Origin of the sequence: Paenibacillus sp. FA6 (assembly GCF_051550225.1) — a bacterium.
Classification (GTDB): domain Bacteria; phylum Bacillota; class Bacilli; order Paenibacillales; family Paenibacillaceae; genus Paenibacillus_AQ.
In genome coordinates this window covers 903,062-923,994 of sequence record NZ_CP188820.1, presented here as the reverse complement: position 1 = coordinate 923,994, position 20,933 = coordinate 903,062, and the positions used below count along the sequence as shown (strand labels likewise).

Below are 20,933 nucleotides of genomic sequence, written 5' to 3'. Positions count from 1 at the left end.
ATTTTCGCATCTATATAACAATATGAAACCGGAGGATCAATATGGATTCCATTGCATTTCCAATCGTAACCGAATTTGATTCCAACCTTCCTATCTATCTGACTAGCGCGGGACACTGGGATAATCAAAACCACACTTCTCGTCCTGAAGGCTTTTATTGCTACCAATGGCTTCAGGTTATTTCTGGCGAAGGGGAACTGAATTTAGAAGGACATACCTACCCTGTCTCAACGGGTCAAGCCATTTGTTTGTACCCTAACATACCCCATTCCTACCATGCGATATCAGAACCTTGGGAATTGAATTTCATATCTTTTGACGGTAACCTCTGTAGTACACTATTACAGCAAGCCGGTATTCATCAATCCGGCGTTTTTTCACTAACCGATAGTGATGCTATCATGGCTCATTTAACTCATTTGCTAACCATTACAAGTTCAGAACGTTCCTATCTTAGTGTGGAATGCTCTAAAGTTCTATATACGCTTATTCTTGATTTAACCAAATACGTTTATACGCACAACGATAATACGCAGCAGAATGTCCTTCGATTGCAACCCGTCATGCAATATATGAAACAGAACTGTTATCAATCGATTACCATTGATCAGATTGCAACTTATGCGGGAATTTCCCCTCAATATTTATGCTCTCTGTTCAAAAAGACATTACATATTCGGCCCATGGAATATATTAATCGAGAAAGAATTACTAGAAGTAAAGAGTTAATGTTCCTCAACCCAGCTAAAAAGATACACCAAATTGCCAAGGAATCTGGTTATGAGCATCCTAGTTATTTCTGCACCGTTTTCAAAAGATTAGAGGGCATGACTCCTGAACAATTCAAAAAGTCCCACGGGCTGTAGCTGTAATCAGCCTATTCTTACTACACTTCAATCTACAACAAACAAGGACCCATCCATTAACTGGACAGGTCCTTGCTCTTATTGTCTCTTCTTCACTACTGACGATACAGACCACAGGAATTATAAATAAATTCGTTTAAGTTCCTTACCCGATTGGTAAATCCCCGAAATCATTTTCTGTGTCTTGAGTGCTTCTTTACCGTCAATATAGAGCGCTCCACCACTATTCAACGACTCATAGAAATCACGAATTTGTTTCAAATGGCTGACTCCCCAGTACATTTTCACACCTTCGCCGTAATCGATCTCTTCATTTGGATTCTTGTCTCTCGATACTTCTTTTCCATCATTATATACAATAGTTGCTTTTTCGCCGATCATTTTGGCGATGCCGTTCTCGCAATGAACCTCAATCTCTACAGGAGCGTCATAACTATGATAATTGATCGCAAAGAAACCACCGAAGATACCATTCTTAAATTTCACTACACCTTCAACACTATCTTCGACTTCTATAATTTCATGTGCACGATTGCCAATCTGAGCATCAACATATTCAATTTCTTCACCTACGAACCAACGCATCAAATCCATCGTATGAATAGCCTGGTCAATCAGAACACCGCCACCTTCTTTAGCCCATGTCCCTTTCCAGTCGCTCTTGCTATAATATTCGTCTGAACGATTCCAAGTTACCGAACACTTTGCACCAAGGACTTGTCCAAGACTACCATCTACAATCGCATCCTTGATCAACTGTGATCCCGGATTGTAACGATTCTGAAAGATTACTCCTAATGTAACACCGTTACTCTCACATACATCCACCATGTTCTGTCCATCTTCAGTTGTAATACTCATTGGCTTCTCAGTAAGAATATGCTTACCTTTACTCGCCACATATGCCGTCATAGGAGCATGCAAGTAATGTGGAGTACAGATATGAACAACATCAATTTCTTCCTTATCTAACATTTCCTCATAGCTTGTATAGTAAGTACAATTAAATTTCTCGGCTGCTTGCTTGGCACGATCTTCCTTGTTGTCACATACTGCAACTAGTTCAGCATCATCAGATAATTGAATTGAAATGGCATGCATAGGGAAAATATTCCCACATCCAATAATAGCTACTTTGAATTTACTCATAATTAATTCTCTCCTTAGTAATTAATATGATTTCGTATTCTGCGTACTATCCTTGCACTGTTTCCAACCATGCCTTCGCGATAAGAGCATGACCTGCTGCTGTTGGATGCACACCATCTCCCGCCCAATAAGAAGGATCAATCTGTGTACTTGCCGAAGCAAATAGTCCGTCGAGAGGGACATATAGTGTCTGGAACTCACGTGCTAAATCACGAATTGCTTGAATCTTAGGATCTAAATCTTCTCTCCATGTCTTACGATCTTCAGGTACTGGTAAGCAGAAAGGCTCCACTAGAATCAATTTGGCATCAGTATGCTCGTTGGTGCGTTCAATCAATTTGCGATATCCTTTATAAAACTGCTCAGCAGAGGTAGCTTCATCATTGTCGTAACGTCGCCACACATCATTAATACCGATGTATATTGACACCCATGCCGGATTTAATCGCAAACAATCTTCTTCCCATCTTCGATCGAGATCAATAACACGGTTACCGCTTATTCCACGATTTGTGAAATTGGTATTCTTCTCCGGATATTTACGACCCCATTCTGCCGCTGCAAGAAAAGCATATCCAGAACCTAAGCTACCATGATCCGAATAATTTCTTCCACAATCCGTCACACTATCCCCTATAAAAAGAATAGTTTCATTGTTCTCAATCGAAATCATGCACGTACCAGCTCCTTTACTAATATTCATTCCTTGAAACTTCTACTCTATTCTACTACAACAACTCCGTCTATTAAAGATGTCGCAAAGAATGAAAAGTTGGAGAGACTTCCGAGTTATCCCTTGTAAACACGGGACTCTTTCATACCCGATTTATTGGGAGATTTCCCTCTATATTTGTTCGTTCCAGAGTTTGGCTTCTGGTCATTCGATGCCTTCTGTTTAGGCTTGGTCGGCCCCGCCTTCGATGATTGCTGATTTTTAGAACCTTCTGGTTTGATAGGCTCCGTTGTAATCAGCATTGGATAAGGATGACCCTTCACTTCAGGGATACTCTTACCAATCAATTTCTCAATATCCTTGAAGAACGGCATTTCTTCAATCTCACAGAAAGAGATTGCGATCCCACTCATTCCCGCTCTACCTGTACGTCCAATGCGATGAACATACGTTTCCGAGATATTAGGTAAGTTAAAGTTGATGACATGGGACAACTCATCAATATCAATTCCCCTTGCAGCGATATCCGTTGCAACCAACACTCTCGTTACACCACTTTTAAAATTACTTAGTGCAAGTTGCCGAGCAGCTTGTGACTTATCTCCGTGAATGGCCTGAGTTTGTATATTCGCTTTGGTCAGTTCACGTACCACGCGGTTAGCACCATGCTTCGTCCGTGTAAATACGAGAGCCGATGTAATGGACTTATCCTCTAAAAGGTGAGCCAATAACTGTTGCTTATTTCCTTTATCCACAAAATAGACAAATTGCTCAATCTGACTAGCAGTAGAAGACACCGGGGTAATCTCCACTTTCACCGGATCAACCAGTATCGATTTCACCATTTTGGATATTTCTGGCGGCATCGTAGCTGAGAACAACAATGTTTGTTTTTTAGCAGGGATTTTTGCAGTTATTTTTTTCACATCATGAATAAAGCCCATATCTAGCATTCGATCAGCTTCATCAAGTACGAATATTTCGATATATTTAAGATCAACACATTTTTGATTCATTAAATCGATAAGTCGGCCTGGAGTGGCAACAAGAATATCGACCCCCTGATTTAAGGCCCGCTCCTGTGTCTTTTGCGATACGCCACCATATATTGCACTGCAACGAATATCAGTGTATCGCGCATATGATTCAATGTTCTCATGAATTTGAAGTGCAAGCTCTCTTGTGGGCGTCAGAATTAAAGAACGAATGCGGCGTGGAGCACTTCCCGCACTTTTCCCCTCGATTAGTAATTGTAGTATGGGTACAGCGAATGCTGCTGTTTTCCCTGTTCCAGTCTGGGCACAACCAAGTAAATCTTTTCCAGCTAAGATAGGCGGAATCGCCTGCTCCTGTATTGGTGTCGGCGCCGTATAGTTCTCATCCCCTAGTGCTTTTAAAATCGGGGGTATTATTTTCATATCGATAAATGTCATGTTGTCTCCTTATTCTGTATCAATTATATTTTTAGCTCAACACCTTAACTAGTGCTTAACAAACAATTGTGTAGGATACCACTTAGAGCGGTTGAAATCTGAGAGCAAAGCATATGCTTCCAAAGTAGCTTTCCGTAGGAAAGCTTGTAGGCGAGCGCTACCGCTTCTTCAGGACAATTCCGTCACCTTCACTACTTCGTACATAATCTAAACAATCCGTTAAAATTGTGTATCCATACAACTACTCCCCCCTATTGTAGGAGCGAATAACGGAACGTATGTCCACAAATACGCCTTAATAACGATGTTGAACCATATTTAAAGTAGGAATAAGGTTAATTCCCTTGTCCTAAGGTCGTTTCAAAAAAGCATACAAGCCACACAAGGACGTGACTAGGTTGATCCCAGTACACGTCCCATTGTAACAAAACATCGACTCATCCATCCATTATAACACTTTGTCGAATATGTAGTATAATTATCTTCATAGCAATAGAATAGTATCTCTAATTTAAGGAGCGTGATTAACCCGTGAATATTCAAGTAACACCACTGGCTAAAGAAAAGTTAAAGGAGGCACTTGGAGATCAACCAGGATACTTCAAGCTTTTTTTTGATACCGTAGGCTGTGGATGCGATGGAATAACTGTGCTCTTGATTATGAGCCAACCAGATATTGGTGATATAGAAATAGAAGCTAGCTCTCTTCCTTTTCTCATTAATCCGCAGCATGAGATATATTATGAAGATGTGATGTCACTTGATGTGGATCCGAATTTTCCATCCTATAAATTATCCAGTAATTCAACCATTTACAGTAGTAATGTGAAGACTAGAGATATTCGTTAGAAATAATCAAATAAAAACAAGGTCATTGTATTTCTACAAGTACCTTGTTTTTTTAATTGTGAAATATAATTAAGTTATGCAAACGAAGGTTTATGTTCATAAACAGTTCCACTAAGCACTTTAACATACTCTTTATCGCTTCCTTCAATGGAAGGTCCGACAAATAGCACTTTCCCCTGAATCTTACGTGCACTTGCTCTCATACGTTTCTTTCGGGGCATTGAGCTTCCCCTAGATACGGATTTTTTTCTAACTGTGTGTGTTTCATCCTTCACTACCCAAGGTCCTTTGGCGGGTAAATTAAGTTGGGATTGCCGAAAGTTGTCGTTATTATTCATTTGGTTTCCCCTCCAACTAAATGCCTTATGGTACGAAGTAATTCATCATTATATGAGACGATGTCCTCAAGATTACCCTCAGGTATCATTTCAACACCCGAAATGTGAACGGATAGGACATGCTCTCTACCTAAAGGATAGCATAGCACATATACGTCCGCAACTTCTTTACGCTTGAAGAACGTCCACTTACCACTATTATATACATCAAGTACATAAATGGATTGTGACTTTTCATACATATTATCTACATGGAAAGGATAGAACTTCCCCCTACCAACATTTCCACCTACTTGTCGAATTCCATCACTCCCGCTTGACTGCCAGAAGGCCGCACCCGTGACACGACAATTTATCGGGGAGATGAATGAGTTCCGAACAGCTTCGCTTAATGCGTGATATTTCTGATCTTCTGGAACCGTAACATTACGGTTAAATTCCCAAAAAAAATGAAGAATGCTCTGTTTTCGCTGTAATTCCTCCTCCTTTTGCCTAAGAAGTACACTTGGATCTAAATAATGTTTCTCACGCTCAATAATATCTAAAATTTTTAAGCAGGCTACAGTAACCGCTGCTTCATAATTACTATCATTGCGACATTCATATTCCAAAATTGTTAAACCCGCAAGATCTGAGAGCAAATGGAATTGCGTTATATTAACTCCAGTAACTAGATCGTCTCTTTCGGCTACTTCTTGTGGAACAATACAAAACACACGATTCCTTCTTAGTTTCCCCCAAAATAAACCCATTTCAAAGATCGTATTATCTCTTGTAATAAAGACATGCTTCCCACGAATAAGAACAACATCATCTGGAGAGAATACAAATATCCCGTAATCACTCTGATCCAATATACGCTCTAATGATTCCATCGTATACTCATTCGCACCAAATGTTCCTGCAAACCACGGTGTTACCTGAACTGATCTTCCGATTTGAGATTGAATCGCACTTGCGTATCTTATAGATTCTCTTGATGATCCAATGAATAAATTCGGCTTGATACTTATGGTAGACAATGGCATGTCTCCTTTTTGAGAAATTCAAAAAATTCCACTAATAACCATTATACATTATTACCATATTTTAGTGAAGTCCTTCTCTGAAGTGGCTATTCTTTTATTCGTAATCCTATTACTCTCTCCAAAATTCAAAGATACATACTAAATAGAGTCTATCTACTCGGGATACTCCGAGTGGATAGACTCTATTTACCAACCTATAAAGTTATCTATCTTCTGATCCACAGCCTACTTACGTTTACTTGATTAATAAGGATCAGCTATATGTCCTTTATCTTCGGCATCTTGAACACCTTCTTTGGTTCGTGTTGCTCCCAAGGGGCCTCCGAATTCTTGATCATCGAATTTACTTGGCTTTATTCTATCTTTTAACCCTAAACCTTCCGCTACCCTACGTCCGTACTCCTCATCGCATCTAGTGAATAATTCAGCCATCCCTTGTTGAATATGAGGGCGACTTGTTTTCAATGTATTCACAAGATTAAGTATCAGATCATCACGTTCCCAGTCTTCGAACTCCCGATATCTCTCACCTGCATACTTGTAATCGTTGGTACGCTCAATCACTTGTCGTACCAGATTGCCTTCTACACGAGGTGTATGTTCTTTCCCTGTTTTCTCCGCTTCATGCAAGCCTCCCAATGTAGACGGTTCGTAATTGATATGGGGATTCTGCCCCGGGGCGCTGTCTACTCGGTAGGTCATTTGCCCACCACTCTGATTCGTGGCAACTTGCTTCTTCGGAGCATTAATAGGTAACTGCAAATAGTTCGGTCCTACACGGTATCTCTGGGTGTCCGAATAAGAAAGCGTTCGTCCTTGCAGCATTTTGTCATCCGAGAAGTCAAGCCCATCCACAAGCACTCCGGTACCAAATGCTACTTGCTCCACTTCCGCAAAATAATTGTCTGGGTTTCGATTCAGAATCATCCGTCCTACTGGAAGAAAGGGAAATATGTCCGTCGGCCACAGCTTCGTATCATCAAGAGGATCGAAATCAAGTTCAGGATGTTCATCATCACTCATGATTTGGACACATAACTCCCATTCCGGATTATTCCCCGATTCAATGGCCTCATACAAATCTTGAGTTGCATGATTAAAATTCTTTCCCTGGATATCCTCCGCTTCTTTCTGGGTTAAGTTCTTGATTCCCTGCTTAGGTTCCCAATGATACTTAATCAGAACAGCTTCTCCCTCAGCATTCACCCATTTATATGTATTGACTCCTGAACCTTGCATTTGCCGATAGTTGGCTGGAATACCCCAAGGTGAAAATAAAAATGTGATCATCATTAATGCTTCAGGCGTATTCATAATAAAGTCAAATATGCGTTCCCCATCCTGAATATTCGTAACTGGATCCGGCTTGAAAGCATGTATAAGATCCGGAAATTTGATGGCATCCCGTATAAAGAACACTTTCAAGTTGTTACCAACGAGATCCCAATTACCGTCCTCCGTATAAAATTTAACAGCAAATCCTCTCGGATCACGTAATGTCTCTGGGGAATGGCTCCCATGAATAACAGATGAGAAACGGACGAATACAGGCGTCTGCTTTCCCTTCTCTTGGAATAGTTTAGCTCGGGTATACTTCGCGATAGATTCGTTCCCAACACTTCCATAGGACTCGAAGTAACCATGAGCACCTGCACCGCGTGCATGAACAACACGTTCGGGAATTCGTTCTCGATCAAAGTGAGTTATCTTCTCGATATAGTGATAATTTTCGAGAGTTGTAGGTCCCCGACTTCCTACCGTACGCATACTTTGGTTATTGTCGATTGGATGCCCCTGGCGATCTGTCAACGTTGTATCTTCTTTGTCACTCACTTAGCATAACCTCCTTTAAATGTCATAATTATCATGCACTTCATGTCTCTGAATTATGCAACCGATTCATCCCCCTTAGGTCATAAACACCTTTGTTCCAATAGAATGCATTCACAAGAAAAAACAACCTGTCCCAAATCACTTGATTGGGACAGGTTGTTTGTTTTGTTATATGTCAATACGAAGCATTCATCATTTATTCATTATTCATTATTCATTATTCAATAAAGCTAAAATGAAAGTAACTGCTTCTGCTCTTGTTGCCAGATCCCAAGGCGCAAACTCATTCGTTTCTCTGCCTTGAACAAGTTTCGCTTTCACCGCAGCTGCAACGTACGATCTAGCCCATGCCGGAATTTTATCCGCATCTTTAAATGTCAATTCTACATTAGACTCCAACGGAAGATTGAGTGCTCGAACAATCATTGCCGTAATTTCTACACGAGTAATTTGTTGTGTAGGACGGAATGTGTTATCCGTGTAGCCTTTAATAATCCCTGCTTCTATGCTCCGTGTGACAAAGCCTCTTGCCCATGCCGGAATCCCATCCAAATCGATGATGTTTACATCCCCTGAACCTTCCAATTTCAACGCACGTCCTAACATCGTAGCAAACTCTGCACGTGTCACTTCTGCATTCGGATGGAACGTATGGTCGCTATACCCATTAATAATTCCAAGCTTGATTGCTTGTTCGATGGCCTTAGATGCCCAATGCCCAACAATGTCTGTAAGGGTTACAATAGGTGTTGATTTATCACTGTCGCCTTCAGTCCCTAACTTGCCATCTATTTCTGGCTTGACATCTGTCACCGGCTTACCATTATCAGTATCTGGAATGTGGGTTGAACCGTCCCCCGTAGAGCCTTCACCATCTGGTTCCGATATATATACTGAAGTTCGCAGTGCTACGCTTGGTCCATCAGTACTCCACTGACCGCTTCCATTACTAGCCTCTACCTTAAATGTATACAATGTGTCAGAATTTAATCCCGTTACCGCATAACTGTATACGGAGCCCGTGACTGTTGCCAGCGTAACGCCATCTTTGTAGATTTGATATGCTGTGACATCGGTTGTACTCACCGTTCCGGACCAGTTCAATGCCAATCCAGACGTCCCCACATTCGTTCCTGACAATAATCCATTATGCCATGTTGGTATCGTCAGTTCGGGTACAATCACCTCAGGTACAATTGATCCTTCGAATGCCACTCTTGCTGCATTCAATGCTTCCACTGCTGCATCGATATCGGCTTGAGTGGACTCTTCACTATTCCATATTACGTCTTGTGCTTCCTTAATCGCAGCATCTAACGCTATTTTCGAGCCCACCGGATATTGTCCAGGCTCCGTACCTTCTACTGCATTACCATATACAGATTGCGCTACTGAAATTGCACTGCTTAATGCTTCTGTAATGATAGGCGCATTTGGATCTTTATTCACTGATTCTTCGAATGCTACTCTTGCTACATTTAATGCATCTACTTCTGTATCGACATCGGCTTGAGTGGACTCTTCACTATTCCATACAGCTTGTGCTGCAATGATCGCAGCATTTAACGCCTTTTTTGAGTCTTCTGGATACTGCCCAGGCTCCGTACCTTCAACTGCATTGTCATGCAGAACTTTCGCTATTGAAATTGCAGTAGCTAACTCTTCTTTATTCACTACAATACCCATCGACCAATCCGATAACGGCGCTACCCCAGGTAGCTGCTCTTTCGTCGGCGGGTTCTCGCCCGATCCAAGTGGCACAATCAGAAGCGAAATCCGCGCATCTTTCCTATTTTTCAAATGTACAGCCAGCTTCTTCACAGGTGTTTCCTCGGTAGTGACACCTGGCTTTGAATACTGGATAGCCGGATTCGGAGACGTAGCCAACGGCTTTGCGTCCATAATTTGAATCATGTCACCTTCCTGAGAATCTAGCAATCCGATCCACATTCGTTTTTCTCCAATCATCAACATAGCTGATTTGCCGTCGTCAGCAACCGTTGCGGAAGCCTTTCCGTTGAAGTGCAGGAACGAATAAACTTCGCCCGGTGTATTAAATTGAATCTCATCCTGTAGCAAAACATGTTGACGGTCGTCTAGCATAGCGATACCTCTGCGTACTTTCGACACATCTTTTCCATTATAGGCTTTCGTCAAATCCATAATGGAATAGGCTTTGTCCGCATAAGATTGAAGTATTTCGATTGGTGTATTGTACAGACGGTAATCCCCATTGTAGACAAATGTCTGATCAGTATCCCCATCTTTACCAGTTGCCTGCTTCGGGTTTAATACGAGTGTATTATGTCCTTCGGCGCGCTTCGTATAGTATGTCCATCTTGGACCATATGTGCTAAAGAAGTTAGGCCATTCCGCACGGTTGCGGTCACCGAGATCGGAAAACCATTGCTCACCGAGCGCATCAAGTACGAATGAACCTGCATCAAGATCCATATGGCCGTTTTGGGCCGCTCCTGCTTTAAAATTGATCGATATACCATCGGGATCCGACCATGACTGCCGCATCGCCCCTATCTCAATTCCTGTATATTGCTTGTCCAGCGGAAGCTGAGAGAACTCTGTTCCTCCTTTATGCTGTGGGTTGTACCATAATAACGACAGAGGGTCTATCGCTCCAACCTTGCCTGTGAATGGAATCTGGTACTGCGTGTACTCCGGCTTGTTATATCGATTCGCCAAATAGTACATCTGCTCGTTATCGCCAATTCCCGTACCGCTGTCGCCAAAATTAAATGCCTTGGATGTAGCTCCTGTCAAATAGATCGGGAAGTACCCGCTCTCGGACAACCCCTCGAAAGAAGCCAACGGGTTATTTACCGCTCCTAACGCTGTATCTATCGATCCCAGCAGACGCACAAGATAAATCCAAGTATAATTCCAGTAGGCATAACCTTCGAACCAGCCGCCGTGGGGATTAAACTTTTCTAACGAATATAAAATATCGGTCATTCCGTTTTCCATAATCTCTCCAGCCAAATATGGCACTTCATCGCCAATCGCTAGAGCACTTATAAGCTGTCCCGCATTGCTCACCGTATTCCAATTGTTCGCATCCGGAACATTTCTACCTAACCAGTAGTTAGTCGCATATGGAGCATCGTCGCCCAAACGATACGTCACTATACCCGGCATCATGCCCTTCTCAATAATATGCTTGCGTAGCTCGCTTCGCTGCTCCTCTGTCCATGCATCATAGAACCAGTCATATGCAAATGCAGCCGACATCAGTCTAGCTGACAGCTCTAAGAACATATCAGGATCCCATAGCGGTCTTATAAAAAGCTGTTGCAGCTCCAACCAAGCACGATCCGCATAATCTTTATCTTTGGTCAATTGATACATCATTCCTAGCAGTAATATGCGCTGTGGGTCTTCACCGTTATAGGTACTTCCATCCATTAGCGTTGCTGCTTGCTGCTTCACATTCTCATACCATGCAGCAGAAACTGCATCCGTCTCAATCTTCTGCTTCAGCGCCTCAAAATCATCCGTAGTCGCCATCAATCTTGGATGCTCTGTACGAAGCTGAGTTTGCCAAGCTGGAGGAGTTGTTTGCTCCTTAACCGAAAGCTTAAAGCTATCTTGAAAACCTTCATAATGAGCGCTGATCATCGTCTCTCCTGCTGCAAGAGCCTTAATCATACCGTCTGCTTCGATCGTTGCGATTCCCTCATCGCTGCTGCGGAAATCCATTCCATCTATGACCGCATTCACTTGCTTGTTATGCTGCATCTCATACAATACAGGCTTGGCCGTACTGCCAATCGCGAGCTCAGGAACATGCTCAAGCATCACACGATTGGTGAAGCTTTGCGTCATTTTCGCTAAGCCAGCAACGTCCTCTGTGCTCAAGGCACCTCGATATATTCTCATATCGTCTAGGGAAACATTTAATTTATCTCTGGTCACATTAGCTAGTACGCCCTTCCCATTAACACCGATTTTGGGCGTCAAACTCGTATCGACCGTTCCTTGTTTAACGGATAAATCAACTGCCTTGCCCGGTACCTCTACACCTTCGATGTAAAATCTAGCGGAGCCATCCCGGTCATGTGTGACGGCAAAGTGATGCCAATTCGTATCTTTAATTTGATAAATGGTCACCTCGGGGAACTCCTTACCTTCAACAGTCATCTGCCAACGGATATTTTCATAGGCATCGGTTGTGATTTGCCAGCCTACATCTTTGATGACGCCCTTGTTGCTAATAAGAACGGGCCAGCCGTCCGTCTTCGTCAAGTTCGGGAATTGAATCCAGAACGCTATAGAGAAATCGGTATCTGCCCCAAACTTCAGATCATCGTGACCGCCAAGATCGACATAAGGAGCAGGGCTTCCAGGTTTGACCACGCTATAGTCAGTATCAAAATACAAAGCTTGCCCTTTATAGCCTGCGCTGTAGTTTTTCAATGGACCCACAACACTGGGCTGGACACCGCTGGTACCGCCATTGTTGACGTTGCCATCAAACGGTAAGTGTACCAACACATCCGCTGCAGAAGCCGCTTCTGCAGCTCGCAGCATTTGATTTTCCATCTCTGTAAGCAGCGGCATCCCGTTTACAGCCTCCATCACGGAATCAAATGAATCCGCAATCCCCAAATTCATTTCAGACTCACTAAGATTGGCAGCATTCGCTTGCGGACATCCCATCCCCGGAATAACTCCAGCAATATTCGCGAACACATTCATCATTAACGATACTATTGCCACTAGGGCTATCGCTCGTATCTTTTTACTCTGCCTCATACGTTCAACTCCTCTACATTTTTGAAAACGATCATCAGTCATACTTTTCCGTTAATAGCATTAGATACTAAGCTTATCAAGTAAGCTGTATATGATTTGCGCTACTTCCGCACACCTTTCTTCCATTTCATCCACTTCTATATAAAGCGCTTTCAACACAACCGGCTCCTTCCGTATATTAAGTTAACATTTAAGTATTATTAGCCATTATAAAGTGATAGATCGGTATTACGACAGGTTGTATTTGTACCTGTTCACGCACAATTTTGACCTCCAGATATTGGATCACAGCAAAAAAACCTACCGTCTCTGATGAGACGATAGGTCACTAACACGATCACTTTTCTTTTGTCTTCTTGCCAAGTCTCTGAAGTCGATCAACTGCCCCTAATAACGCGGGTATTAATATCGGCAACATCACAAAACTTAATAAGAAGAGCCCAATAATAACGGTTATCGCTACTTCAATGAGTGTGAGCACCCCTGAAGGAATTAATGAAGCGAATGTCCCTCCAAGAATGATAGCTGCTGAGATAACTACTCCTCCAATATGACGCGCAGCATCTACGATAGCCTGTGCTGAATCATCCTCTAACTCTCTATAACGCATCATCAAGAATATACTATAGTCTACTCCCAGTGCCACAATCATGATGAAGCTAAAGAATGGCACATTCCAACCGAGTGCATCAACACCGAACATATTAGTACTAAGTAGTTCACTGATGCCAAGCGATGTATAGTACGCTAAAATCAATGAGCCAATAATGAAAACTGGTTTTAACAACGAACGAGTAATTATGATAAGTACAAATCCAATGCCGATCAACATGATCGTTGCTGTCCGTGCAAAGTCACTACTTGATATCTCTTCAAGATCAATATTCTGAGATGTTTTCCCTCCAATAGCTATTTCTGCATCACTTAGAACACTGTCATTTAATGTAGCATGAACGGTTTCCTTTAACTTTCTAACGATGGACATTGCTTCTTTCGAATACGGGTTAACATCTAGAATAATATTCATTTGCGTGATGGTTCGATCATCTGACATATACATATTTAATGCCTTCTGGAAATCATCACTTTTGAATATATCCTCTGGGATATAGAATTTTTCAGATGCTTGAGATTCACTCAGACCACTTAAATAGTCCTGAGCATCCATTAATCCGTTACTAACCTCGCCCAGTCCTTTCGTACTTTCTGACAGACCTGTTTGCAATGTCTCCATTTGGTCAGATAGATCAGATAGACCTGACAGAAGCTGTTCTTGCCCATCATTAATTTGAACTAATCCTGTTTCCAACTCTGGCGCCTGACTAGCCATTTGACTAGAACCATCCACTGCCGTCTGAATGCCCTCTTTTAAAATACCTGAACCTTCTTGAAGCTGATTCACACCCGCCTGCACTTTAGAATAACCCACATCGACTTGTGCAAGGGATGTATTCGCTTGTTTAAATGAGACCATAGCGGAATCATACTGCTTCGTTAAATCATTTAACTTCGTGGATAGTTCGACCAATTGTTGTTTCCCACCGGAAGCGACAGCAAGAGAGGTCTGGACATTCACATTCTCAATTAATTCAGGGTTAGTCTGTAACAATTTGGTCATCGATGACTCAATCTGTTCATACCCTTGTCTCGCTCCTTCTATCGCTTGCCCGATGCTAGTAAAGTGCTGTCTGAAAGATGCTAACCCATTGTTGAGTTCAGAATATCCTTCGAGCAATTTAGAAGTAGAGCTTAAGAGGACTTTCATATTGTCTTGTATCGAGTCTAATCCGGCGTCTAATTTCTCAGCACCTTTTACGCCATCTTCCATACCCATAGTTAACTTACGCAATGCATCACCTAGAGCAGAGACACCATTCTTCACTTCATTTGTTCCATCAATCAGCTTCTGTACGTTATCAACACCACTTGATTCTGTAGTACTAAACTTGTCTTCCGCTGATGACAAACCCTCATTAATTTGTCCAACGCCATCTTTGGCGTCACCAAGTCCATCCTTAAGCACTTTGGCTTGATCTTTAATATATAACTCACTTATTTGTTCACCAGCTGGACGTGTAGACGTAAATACTTTCGATACGCCATCCACATTAGATATCTTCTCAGCTAGTTCATCTAATACTTGCAATGACTTTGTATCATCTAGAGGTTGATCGGATCGTATTACAAGCGTTGAAGGTGATGAGAACCCTAAAGAATAATGATCTTCAATCACATTAATCCCCTGCTTGGACTCATATCCATTATCTACTTCTAATAGATCGTTATAGCTAAGTGAATCACTGTACTTGATTAGAAAAGGAATGCATATTATAGCGACGAATAAAAGAGCTACTAAAGGTCTAGCTACGGATGTTTTAGCCAAAAATGCCCATACTTTGCTTTCTCCATGACCTTCAAATCTTTTAAGTGGCCAAAACATCTTCTTACCTAACAACGCCATAAAGAATGGATTCAACGTCATTAATACAAGAATGAGAATAGCTACTCCAATAGCTACCGCTGAACTTGCTTGGTATAGTCTGAATTCTGCTAATAGGAGTGCCATAAACCCTATAAATACAGCTAAACCACTATATAACACTGTTTTTCCCGATGCCTTATATGTTTCTTTTACAGCATCAAGAACATTCTCTGTCTTACTTAGTTCTTCCTTAAATCTTGTAAATAGGAGGATATTATAATCTGTTCCAATTCCGAAGAGTATGACCACTAAGAACACTTGCGTAAAATTAGAAAATGGATAATTAAACTTATCCACCATATGTGCAATGATTCCCATCGATACTAGATAAGATATTCCGACTGATAGCAGCGAAATAAAAGGTACCACCGGTGAACGGAAGACTAGAATCAATACGAGAATGATAAATACAATGGCAATAATCTCTGTTTTCTGTACACCTTCTTGTGTCGATTGAGAGAAATCTTCTAGTACTAATCCAGTACCCGTTAAATAAGTATCCACACTATCCATATGAACGATAGTTCTAAGTCTATCTGCTACTTCTGAAATCGTTCCTTGGTCTCGCTGAATAGATATTTGTGTTAATATCGTCGTCTGGTCTTCAGATAACAATTGAGCTTCGGTTTGTTCATTATCCATGTGCGAGACAATTTGTTTGATCCCAAGCTCGGACTCTTTCTCTTTCAGATGAACTATGACATCTTCAACATGTTCTTTCTGTTGGGAAGTTAATTTCTCGTCAGTACCACTGTTAAATACAGCAATAATCTGGTACGTTCCTCCACTCTCCGTACTCATATCATCCATCATAGATTGAGCAACTTCACTTTGTGCTGTGTCCGATATGGAGATTTGCCCTTTATCCCTAACTAGCTGATCCATATCAGGCATAGTCATCACAATCACAACCGTAATCACTACCCATAGCACAAAAGAAGCCACTCTCCAATTTTTTATCTTTTTCATCGTATCTACCCTGCTTTCCAAAATGGTTAATTATATTTATTATTCGGAATGAAGTTTCATTCCGCTTATAAAGTTCATAGTATAGGAATGAATGTTCATTCCTAACATAACAAGCTATAGAATCAATAGATTCTAATAGCATTCCAGCAGCATTCTTCAACACTATTCATTAGTTCGGAACTTTCCTTAATAACACCTGCTCGAATTAATCTAAATAATTGTGAGAAGGCACCATATACAATAGCAATCATAGCATCCGATGGTAATGCACATAGAACCCCTTGCTGTTTACCAGTTTCTATAAAATCCCTAAGAAAGTCGAGAAATTGTTCAAACGTTTGTTTACTTTTCTCATCCAGATAGTGCCCACTACAATGTGAATCGATGAAATGTAGCGCATGTGTATTATTCTCTGCGTAACGAATCATTTCATGAAACAGCATATGAAAGTCTTCACGAACATTACCGGTAGAATCCAACTTTTCTAATTTCAATGATTCCGAGAACTTTTGAATGCATTCTTGAAATAGAGAGTTAACAAGTGCTTCTTTATTCTCGAAATAGCGATATATCGTCCCTGCACCCACTTTGGCATTATCCGCGATCATGGGCACTGTTGTACCGTCATAACCTCTTTCAGCGAATAATTTCATGGCAGCGATCAGAATATCATCTCGCTTATTGCTAGCCATTTTGTCAGCTCCATTCACGGAATGAACTTTCATTCCTATTCTAAATCCCGACCAATCAAATGTCAAATAATTTGAAAGATCGGTTCGTCTGGAATAAATTGAACAGGAATATTGGGGTATTTATCCTGAATCCAGCTAGCAAGATATTTCATACCTGCCCATTCACTCTCAGCATGCCCCACAACGATTAGGGCCTTTTGTCTATTCTGAAAGACAGCGTCCCTAACATACTCTGGCGTTTCCCATTCTGGTCCCTCTCCATAGATGATTAAATCAAGATTATCCCTTTCGAACAATGGAATGACCATTTCACCGCCGCCTCGGTATCCAACCAACAAGCCGATACGTTTACATGGCATTCCGATATGACCGACAACCCGCACATGGCTAATATTCAATTTTTTCTTTACAACATTCGCTACCTCTTGGACAGACATTTCAGGAACATCAAGGATGGTCGCGTAAGGTAGATGTTCTTGCACCAAACCATTCCAATCCAATTGCTGTAGCAATCCCGCCATAATCCCATCCAGTTTAGAACGATGAATCAAATCATGGCAACGATAAATAGCTATACCACTTTCTTCAATCACTCTTACCTTCTCTTGAACCACGGGATCCTCTTCAATCCGTTCTTTATTTCCAAAGTGACTATAGAATAAGCCCTCATGTGTAATTAACAAATTAACACCTAACGTTCTCGCCCTTTCAATCACAGACTGACTTGCTACAAATGCCGTTGCGATTCCCGTCACTGTTGCATTCGATTCTCCGTAGTGAAGAATATCAACGCCAGCCTCCATATGACCTGCAGATTCCTTCAAAGTTTGTATAACTTCTCCTATAGTAGTGTCCATATATATTCAGACCTCCGTCTCAACATTTAGTATACAAAATGATTCATTAGCCAGACAACCAATGGAGCTATCATTGAGCCTGCAATTGCACATACGGTCATAGCTACAGAGCTCATCGAGACGGACTCCTCTCCGTATTCGAGCGCTTTCGCTGTACCAAGCGCATGGGAAGCCGTACCTAGACCGATTCCAATTCCAATGGCATCTTTTATTCTAAACATCTTCAAGATATAAGGTCCGCCAATAGCTCCCGTAAAACCAGCAATCATCACAAATACGGAGGTTAAGGAGTAGTCCCCACCCAAGTTATCCGATATTTGAATCGCTACGGGTGTGGTAATGGATTTAGGTAATAAGGAGAGAATATATAATTCAGAGAATCCCAATATAATAGCTAGAAACATCCCACTGAGCATCCCTACTAGCAAGCCCGTTAGTGTTCCTCCCAAGATCGCTGGCAGATTGCGACGAAGCACATGGCGTTGTTTATATAAAGGATATGCTAAAGAGACGACAGCTGGCCCAAGCAGTTGGTTAATCCATTGACCACCGATCATATACGTTTCATAAGGAATCCGAAAATACAGTAGCAAAACAACAACAGCAAACGTGGCTGTTAATGCAGGCATGAGTACGGGAATATGAAAACGTCTGTAAATCATGGACATCACGATATAAATACTTACATTTGCCAGAACAATCACTACTGCAGTCATAAACATTATATTTCTTCTCCCTTCTCTCCAATATCACTTGTATTGCTTCTACTCTTAGTGCCCGGTCTTGCTAACCATTGACTGGCATGTGCCGCAGCTCCAATCGTCAACACTGAACTTACGATAAGTACAAGGATCAACAGCAATCCTCTTCCATTAAAAATGTTCATATGATTCACAATCCCTGCAGTCGCTGGGATAAAGAATAAAGGAAGATACGATAAAATGGTATTCGATCCGCTCTCGATCCAAGTAACAGGTACCACCTTACACAATAACAAACCAAAGAGTAGCAGTAACCCTACGATACTTCCTGGAATCGGGAGGTGAAGCAGTTTCTGTATATAGTCGCCAGCCATATAAAATAAATATAACAATCCGACCTGAGCCATAATTCGAATGATTTTCATGATGCTTATAGTCCCTTCATTAATTCAACTTATTTTTTAAAAAGATCGAACTCTAATAGACTAACAGAGTTTTCAGTTTTTTTTCAATCCATTTATGAAAATTTCAAGAATGTTTGATATAATCAACTCAAATCACATTTTATAAACTCAGATATAGACGAAGGGGACGTTCGAATTGTCAAAGATCATTAAAACCTTAACTATTGCCGGAAGTGACTCCAGCGGGGGAGCAGGCATTCAAGCAGATTTAAAAACTTTTGAGGAGTATGGCACCTACGGTTTCAGCGCCTTAACTACCATTGTAACGATGGACCCGGACAACGGCTGGCATCATAATGTCTATCCAATCGAAGCGGCACTTGTCGCTGAACAGTTGAAAACAGTCTTCGCTGGCGGTCCCGTCGATGCCATGAAAACCGGCATGCTGGGAAGTGTAGACATTGTGCGTGTTGTGGAGCAATCCATCAAGGATAATCGTCAGACCAATGTAGTCATTGATCCAGTCATGGTATGTAAAGGCGAAGATGAAGTTCTGAATCCCGAGAGCGCTAACGCTATCCGCGATTTACTATTGCCATTGGCTACCGTAGCAACACCCAATCTATTCGAAGCAGGCGTATTGTCTGGTCTAGGCAAACTCTCTTCGATTGAAGATATGAAGGAAGCCGCCCGCCTTATTCATGGTCTCGGTGCACGTAACGTCGTGGTTAAAGGTGGTAAAGCACTGGATGGAAAGCAAGCTGTTGACGTCTTTTTCAATGGCTCCGAGTATACCGTCTTTACAGCAGATAAAATTGAGCCCGCAACTAATCATGGTGCTGGCTGTACCTTTGCCGCTGCGATTGCTGGTGGTCTAGCTAACGGTCTGTCCGTCGACGAGGCTGTTGCGAAGGCCAAGGACTTCGTCTTAGCTGCCATTCGAAACGGCTTTGCGTTTAATGAATATGTCGGTCCCGTCTTTCATGGTGGATACCGTTTAGAGCAATAAGATAGTTCCATTAATAATATAACAAACAATGGCAGTCCAGAAGGTGATTATACGCCTCTGAACTGCCATTTTCATTTTCATCCAACATCGTATCAACTTTCTTTATATTTCCTATGTTTCTTTCTTCTATTTATAAAATAAATGACGACCAATATCACAATTAAAAGGGCCGATCCTACAACAATACAAATATTTTTTATATTAGGAGCGTTAATCTCCACCCGAACAGGTTCAGGATCAGTCAATGAAATATTCCAGATTAATGTATTTCCCTCTATTTTATTAGCATTATGATCACCAAAGACGTCGATCGGTAAGGTAAGCGAGAAATCGAAAGCAAGCTGGTTAAGAATAAATTGGCTCAGCTTTTCCGGTAACTCAAAAGACCGAATGCTCTGTAACATTTCAGGTTCGTATTCTGTTAAATTAAGCTGTGCAGAAATATTATATTTTGTATAGAAGAATCTATCCGTTTCTTTCACATCCATCTTAATTCCCTTGAAATCTCCTTTAATTTCCTTCATCTCTTGAAGTGAAGCATAAGTTTTCAACAACTCATACTCCGTCTTGTCACCAGATTGGTTTTTGTGAACCTGAATTCCGAAGTCACTCATCGTGGTCTCAAGCACTTTATCCAATGACTTGCCTATAAGTTTATTGATACTAGCATCCATTTGTAGATTCATGCTCACATCTACGCTTCCATTCTTATGTACAGTTACACCTACTGCCCCATTGGCACAACCTGTTAGCATAATCACCATCAAGAACAGCAGGATGAATTGCATCTTTTTCTTTTTCAATTTAATACCTCCAACTATACATAACCTACAAATTAGAAAAGAACATAATCATATTTGGGGATGAACGCTGTCGCTCA

General features: G+C 41.4%; 16 protein-coding genes. 3 read left to right on the top strand and 13 right to left on the bottom strand.

The window, feature by feature from the left end; genetic code table 11:
• Positions 1–41 precede the first annotated feature (41 nt).
• Positions 42–866: an AraC family transcriptional regulator gene (locus ACP8HI_RS04115; protein WP_438349863.1), complete on the top strand. Its 825-nt coding sequence runs from the start codon at positions 42–44 to the stop codon at positions 864–866.
• Between the two features lie 120 nt (positions 867–986).
• On the opposite strand, the gene ACP8HI_RS04110 is transcribed toward ACP8HI_RS04115, so the two are convergent.
• From ACP8HI_RS04110 to ACP8HI_RS04100, 3 genes are all read right to left on the bottom strand, one after another.
• Positions 987–2,015, bottom strand: a complete 1,029-nt coding sequence (locus ACP8HI_RS04110) for a Gfo/Idh/MocA family protein (protein WP_438349862.1) — start codon at positions 2,013–2,015, stop codon at positions 987–989.
• A 46-nt stretch (positions 2,016–2,061) separates the two neighbouring features.
• On the bottom strand, positions 2,062–2,688 hold the full coding sequence (locus ACP8HI_RS04105) for an SGNH/GDSL hydrolase family protein (RefSeq protein ID WP_438351702.1): 627 nt from the start codon (positions 2,686–2,688) through the stop codon (positions 2,062–2,064).
• Positions 2,689–2,804: 116 nt separating this feature from the next.
• On the bottom strand, positions 2,805–4,121 hold the full coding sequence (locus ACP8HI_RS04100; protein ID WP_438349861.1) for a DEAD/DEAH box helicase: 1,317 nt from the start codon (positions 4,119–4,121) through the stop codon (positions 2,805–2,807).
• A gap of 531 nt (positions 4,122–4,652) precedes the next feature.
• On the opposite strand from ACP8HI_RS04100, the gene ACP8HI_RS04095 reads away from it, so the two are divergent.
• Positions 4,653–4,970, top strand: coding sequence for an iron-sulfur cluster biosynthesis family protein (locus ACP8HI_RS04095; RefSeq protein WP_438349860.1), 318 nt, complete (start codon positions 4,653–4,655; stop codon positions 4,968–4,970).
• Between the two features lie 74 nt (positions 4,971–5,044).
• Here the strand turns inward: ACP8HI_RS04095 and ACP8HI_RS04090 are convergent, their stop codons facing one another.
• The 9 genes from ACP8HI_RS04090 to ACP8HI_RS04050 form a co-directional block, all read right to left on the bottom strand.
• Positions 5,045–5,308: a hypothetical protein gene (locus ACP8HI_RS04090; RefSeq protein WP_438349859.1), complete on the bottom strand. Its 264-nt coding sequence runs from the start codon at positions 5,306–5,308 to the stop codon at positions 5,045–5,047.
• On the bottom strand, positions 5,305–6,336 hold the full coding sequence (locus ACP8HI_RS04085) for a TIR domain-containing protein (protein ID WP_438349858.1): 1,032 nt from the start codon (positions 6,334–6,336) through the stop codon (positions 5,305–5,307). The genes ACP8HI_RS04090 and ACP8HI_RS04085 overlap by 4 nt, the downstream gene beginning before the upstream one ends.
• A gap of 243 nt (positions 6,337–6,579) precedes the next feature.
• The gene (locus tag ACP8HI_RS04080; protein ID WP_438349857.1) at positions 6,580–8,169 is read right to left on the bottom strand and encodes a catalase; all 1,590 of its coding nucleotides are present in this window, start codon (positions 8,167–8,169) and stop codon (positions 6,580–6,582) included.
• Between the two features lie 210 nt (positions 8,170–8,379).
• Positions 8,380–12,939, bottom strand: a complete 4,560-nt coding sequence (locus tag ACP8HI_RS04075) for an S-layer homology domain-containing protein (protein WP_438349856.1) — start codon at positions 12,937–12,939, stop codon at positions 8,380–8,382.
• Positions 12,940–13,276: 337 nt separating this feature from the next.
• Positions 13,277–16,390 carry an MMPL family transporter gene (locus tag ACP8HI_RS04070; protein ID WP_438349855.1) on the bottom strand — a complete coding sequence of 1,038 codons (3,114 nt, stop codon included), beginning with the start codon at positions 16,388–16,390 and terminating at the stop codon, positions 13,277–13,279.
• A gap of 122 nt (positions 16,391–16,512) precedes the next feature.
• Complete coding sequence (locus tag ACP8HI_RS04065) at positions 16,513–17,115, bottom strand: TetR/AcrR family transcriptional regulator (protein ID WP_438349854.1); 603 nt, start codon at positions 17,113–17,115, stop codon at positions 16,513–16,515.
• Positions 17,116–17,144: 29 nt separating this feature from the next.
• On the bottom strand, positions 17,145–17,939 hold the full coding sequence (locus tag ACP8HI_RS04060; protein ID WP_438349853.1) for a Nif3-like dinuclear metal center hexameric protein: 795 nt from the start codon (positions 17,937–17,939) through the stop codon (positions 17,145–17,147).
• A 26-nt stretch (positions 17,940–17,965) separates the two neighbouring features.
• On the bottom strand, positions 17,966–18,661 hold the full coding sequence (locus ACP8HI_RS04055) for an LrgB family protein (protein ID WP_438349852.1): 696 nt from the start codon (positions 18,659–18,661) through the stop codon (positions 17,966–17,968).
• Positions 18,661–19,065 carry a CidA/LrgA family holin-like protein gene (locus ACP8HI_RS04050; RefSeq protein WP_438349851.1) on the bottom strand — a complete coding sequence of 135 codons (405 nt, stop codon included), beginning with the start codon at positions 19,063–19,065 and terminating at the stop codon, positions 18,661–18,663. The genes ACP8HI_RS04055 and ACP8HI_RS04050 overlap by 1 nt, the downstream gene beginning before the upstream one ends.
• A 175-nt stretch (positions 19,066–19,240) precedes the next feature.
• Here ACP8HI_RS04050 and thiD point away from each other — a divergent pair, with 175 nt between their 5' ends.
• Positions 19,241–20,053 carry a bifunctional hydroxymethylpyrimidine kinase/phosphomethylpyrimidine kinase gene (gene thiD / locus ACP8HI_RS04045; protein ID WP_438349850.1) on the top strand — a complete coding sequence of 271 codons (813 nt, stop codon included), beginning with the start codon at positions 19,241–19,243 and terminating at the stop codon, positions 20,051–20,053.
• 92 nt (positions 20,054–20,145) lie between these two features.
• On the opposite strand, the gene ACP8HI_RS04040 is transcribed toward thiD, so the two are convergent.
• Entirely contained in the window at positions 20,146–20,856 is a 711-nt protein-coding gene (locus ACP8HI_RS04040; protein ID WP_438349849.1) for a hypothetical protein, read from the bottom strand.
• Between the last annotated feature and the right edge of the window lie 77 nt (positions 20,857–20,933).

Bases quoted from the DNA above. Each gene is read 5' to 3' on its own strand.
- ACP8HI_RS04110 (WP_438349862.1), bottom strand. From the start codon at position 2,015: ATGAGTAAATTCAAAGTAGCTATTATTGGATGTGGGAATATTTTCCCT.
- ACP8HI_RS04105 (WP_438351702.1), bottom strand. From the start codon at position 2,688: ATGATTTCGATTGAGAACAATGAAACTATTCTTTTTATAGGGGATAGT.
- ACP8HI_RS04115 (WP_438349863.1), top strand. From the start codon at position 42: ATGGATTCCATTGCATTTCCAATCGTAACCGAATTTGATTCCAACCTT.
- ACP8HI_RS04100 (WP_438349861.1), bottom strand. From the start codon at position 4,121: ATGACATTTATCGATATGAAAATAATACCCCCGATTTTAAAAGCACTA.
- ACP8HI_RS04050 (WP_438349851.1), bottom strand. From the start codon at position 19,065: ATGAAAATCATTCGAATTATGGCTCAGGTCGGATTGTTATATTTATTT.
- ACP8HI_RS04070 (WP_438349855.1), bottom strand. From the start codon at position 16,390: ATGAAAAAGATAAAAAATTGGAGAGTGGCTTCTTTTGTGCTATGGGTA.
- ACP8HI_RS04085 (WP_438349858.1), bottom strand. From the start codon at position 6,336: ATGCCATTGTCTACCATAAGTATCAAGCCGAATTTATTCATTGGATCA.
- ACP8HI_RS04075 (WP_438349856.1), bottom strand. From the start codon at position 12,939: ATGAGGCAGAGTAAAAAGATACGAGCGATAGCCCTAGTGGCAATAGTA.
- ACP8HI_RS04060 (WP_438349853.1), bottom strand. From the start codon at position 17,939: ATGGACACTACTATAGGAGAAGTTATACAAACTTTGAAGGAATCTGCA.
- ACP8HI_RS04055 (WP_438349852.1), bottom strand. From the start codon at position 18,661: ATGTTTATGACTGCAGTAGTGATTGTTCTGGCAAATGTAAGTATTTAT.
- ACP8HI_RS04090 (WP_438349859.1), bottom strand. From the start codon at position 5,308: ATGAATAATAACGACAACTTTCGGCAATCCCAACTTAATTTACCCGCC.
- ACP8HI_RS04065 (WP_438349854.1), bottom strand. From the start codon at position 17,115: ATGAAAGTTCATTCCGTGAATGGAGCTGACAAAATGGCTAGCAATAAG.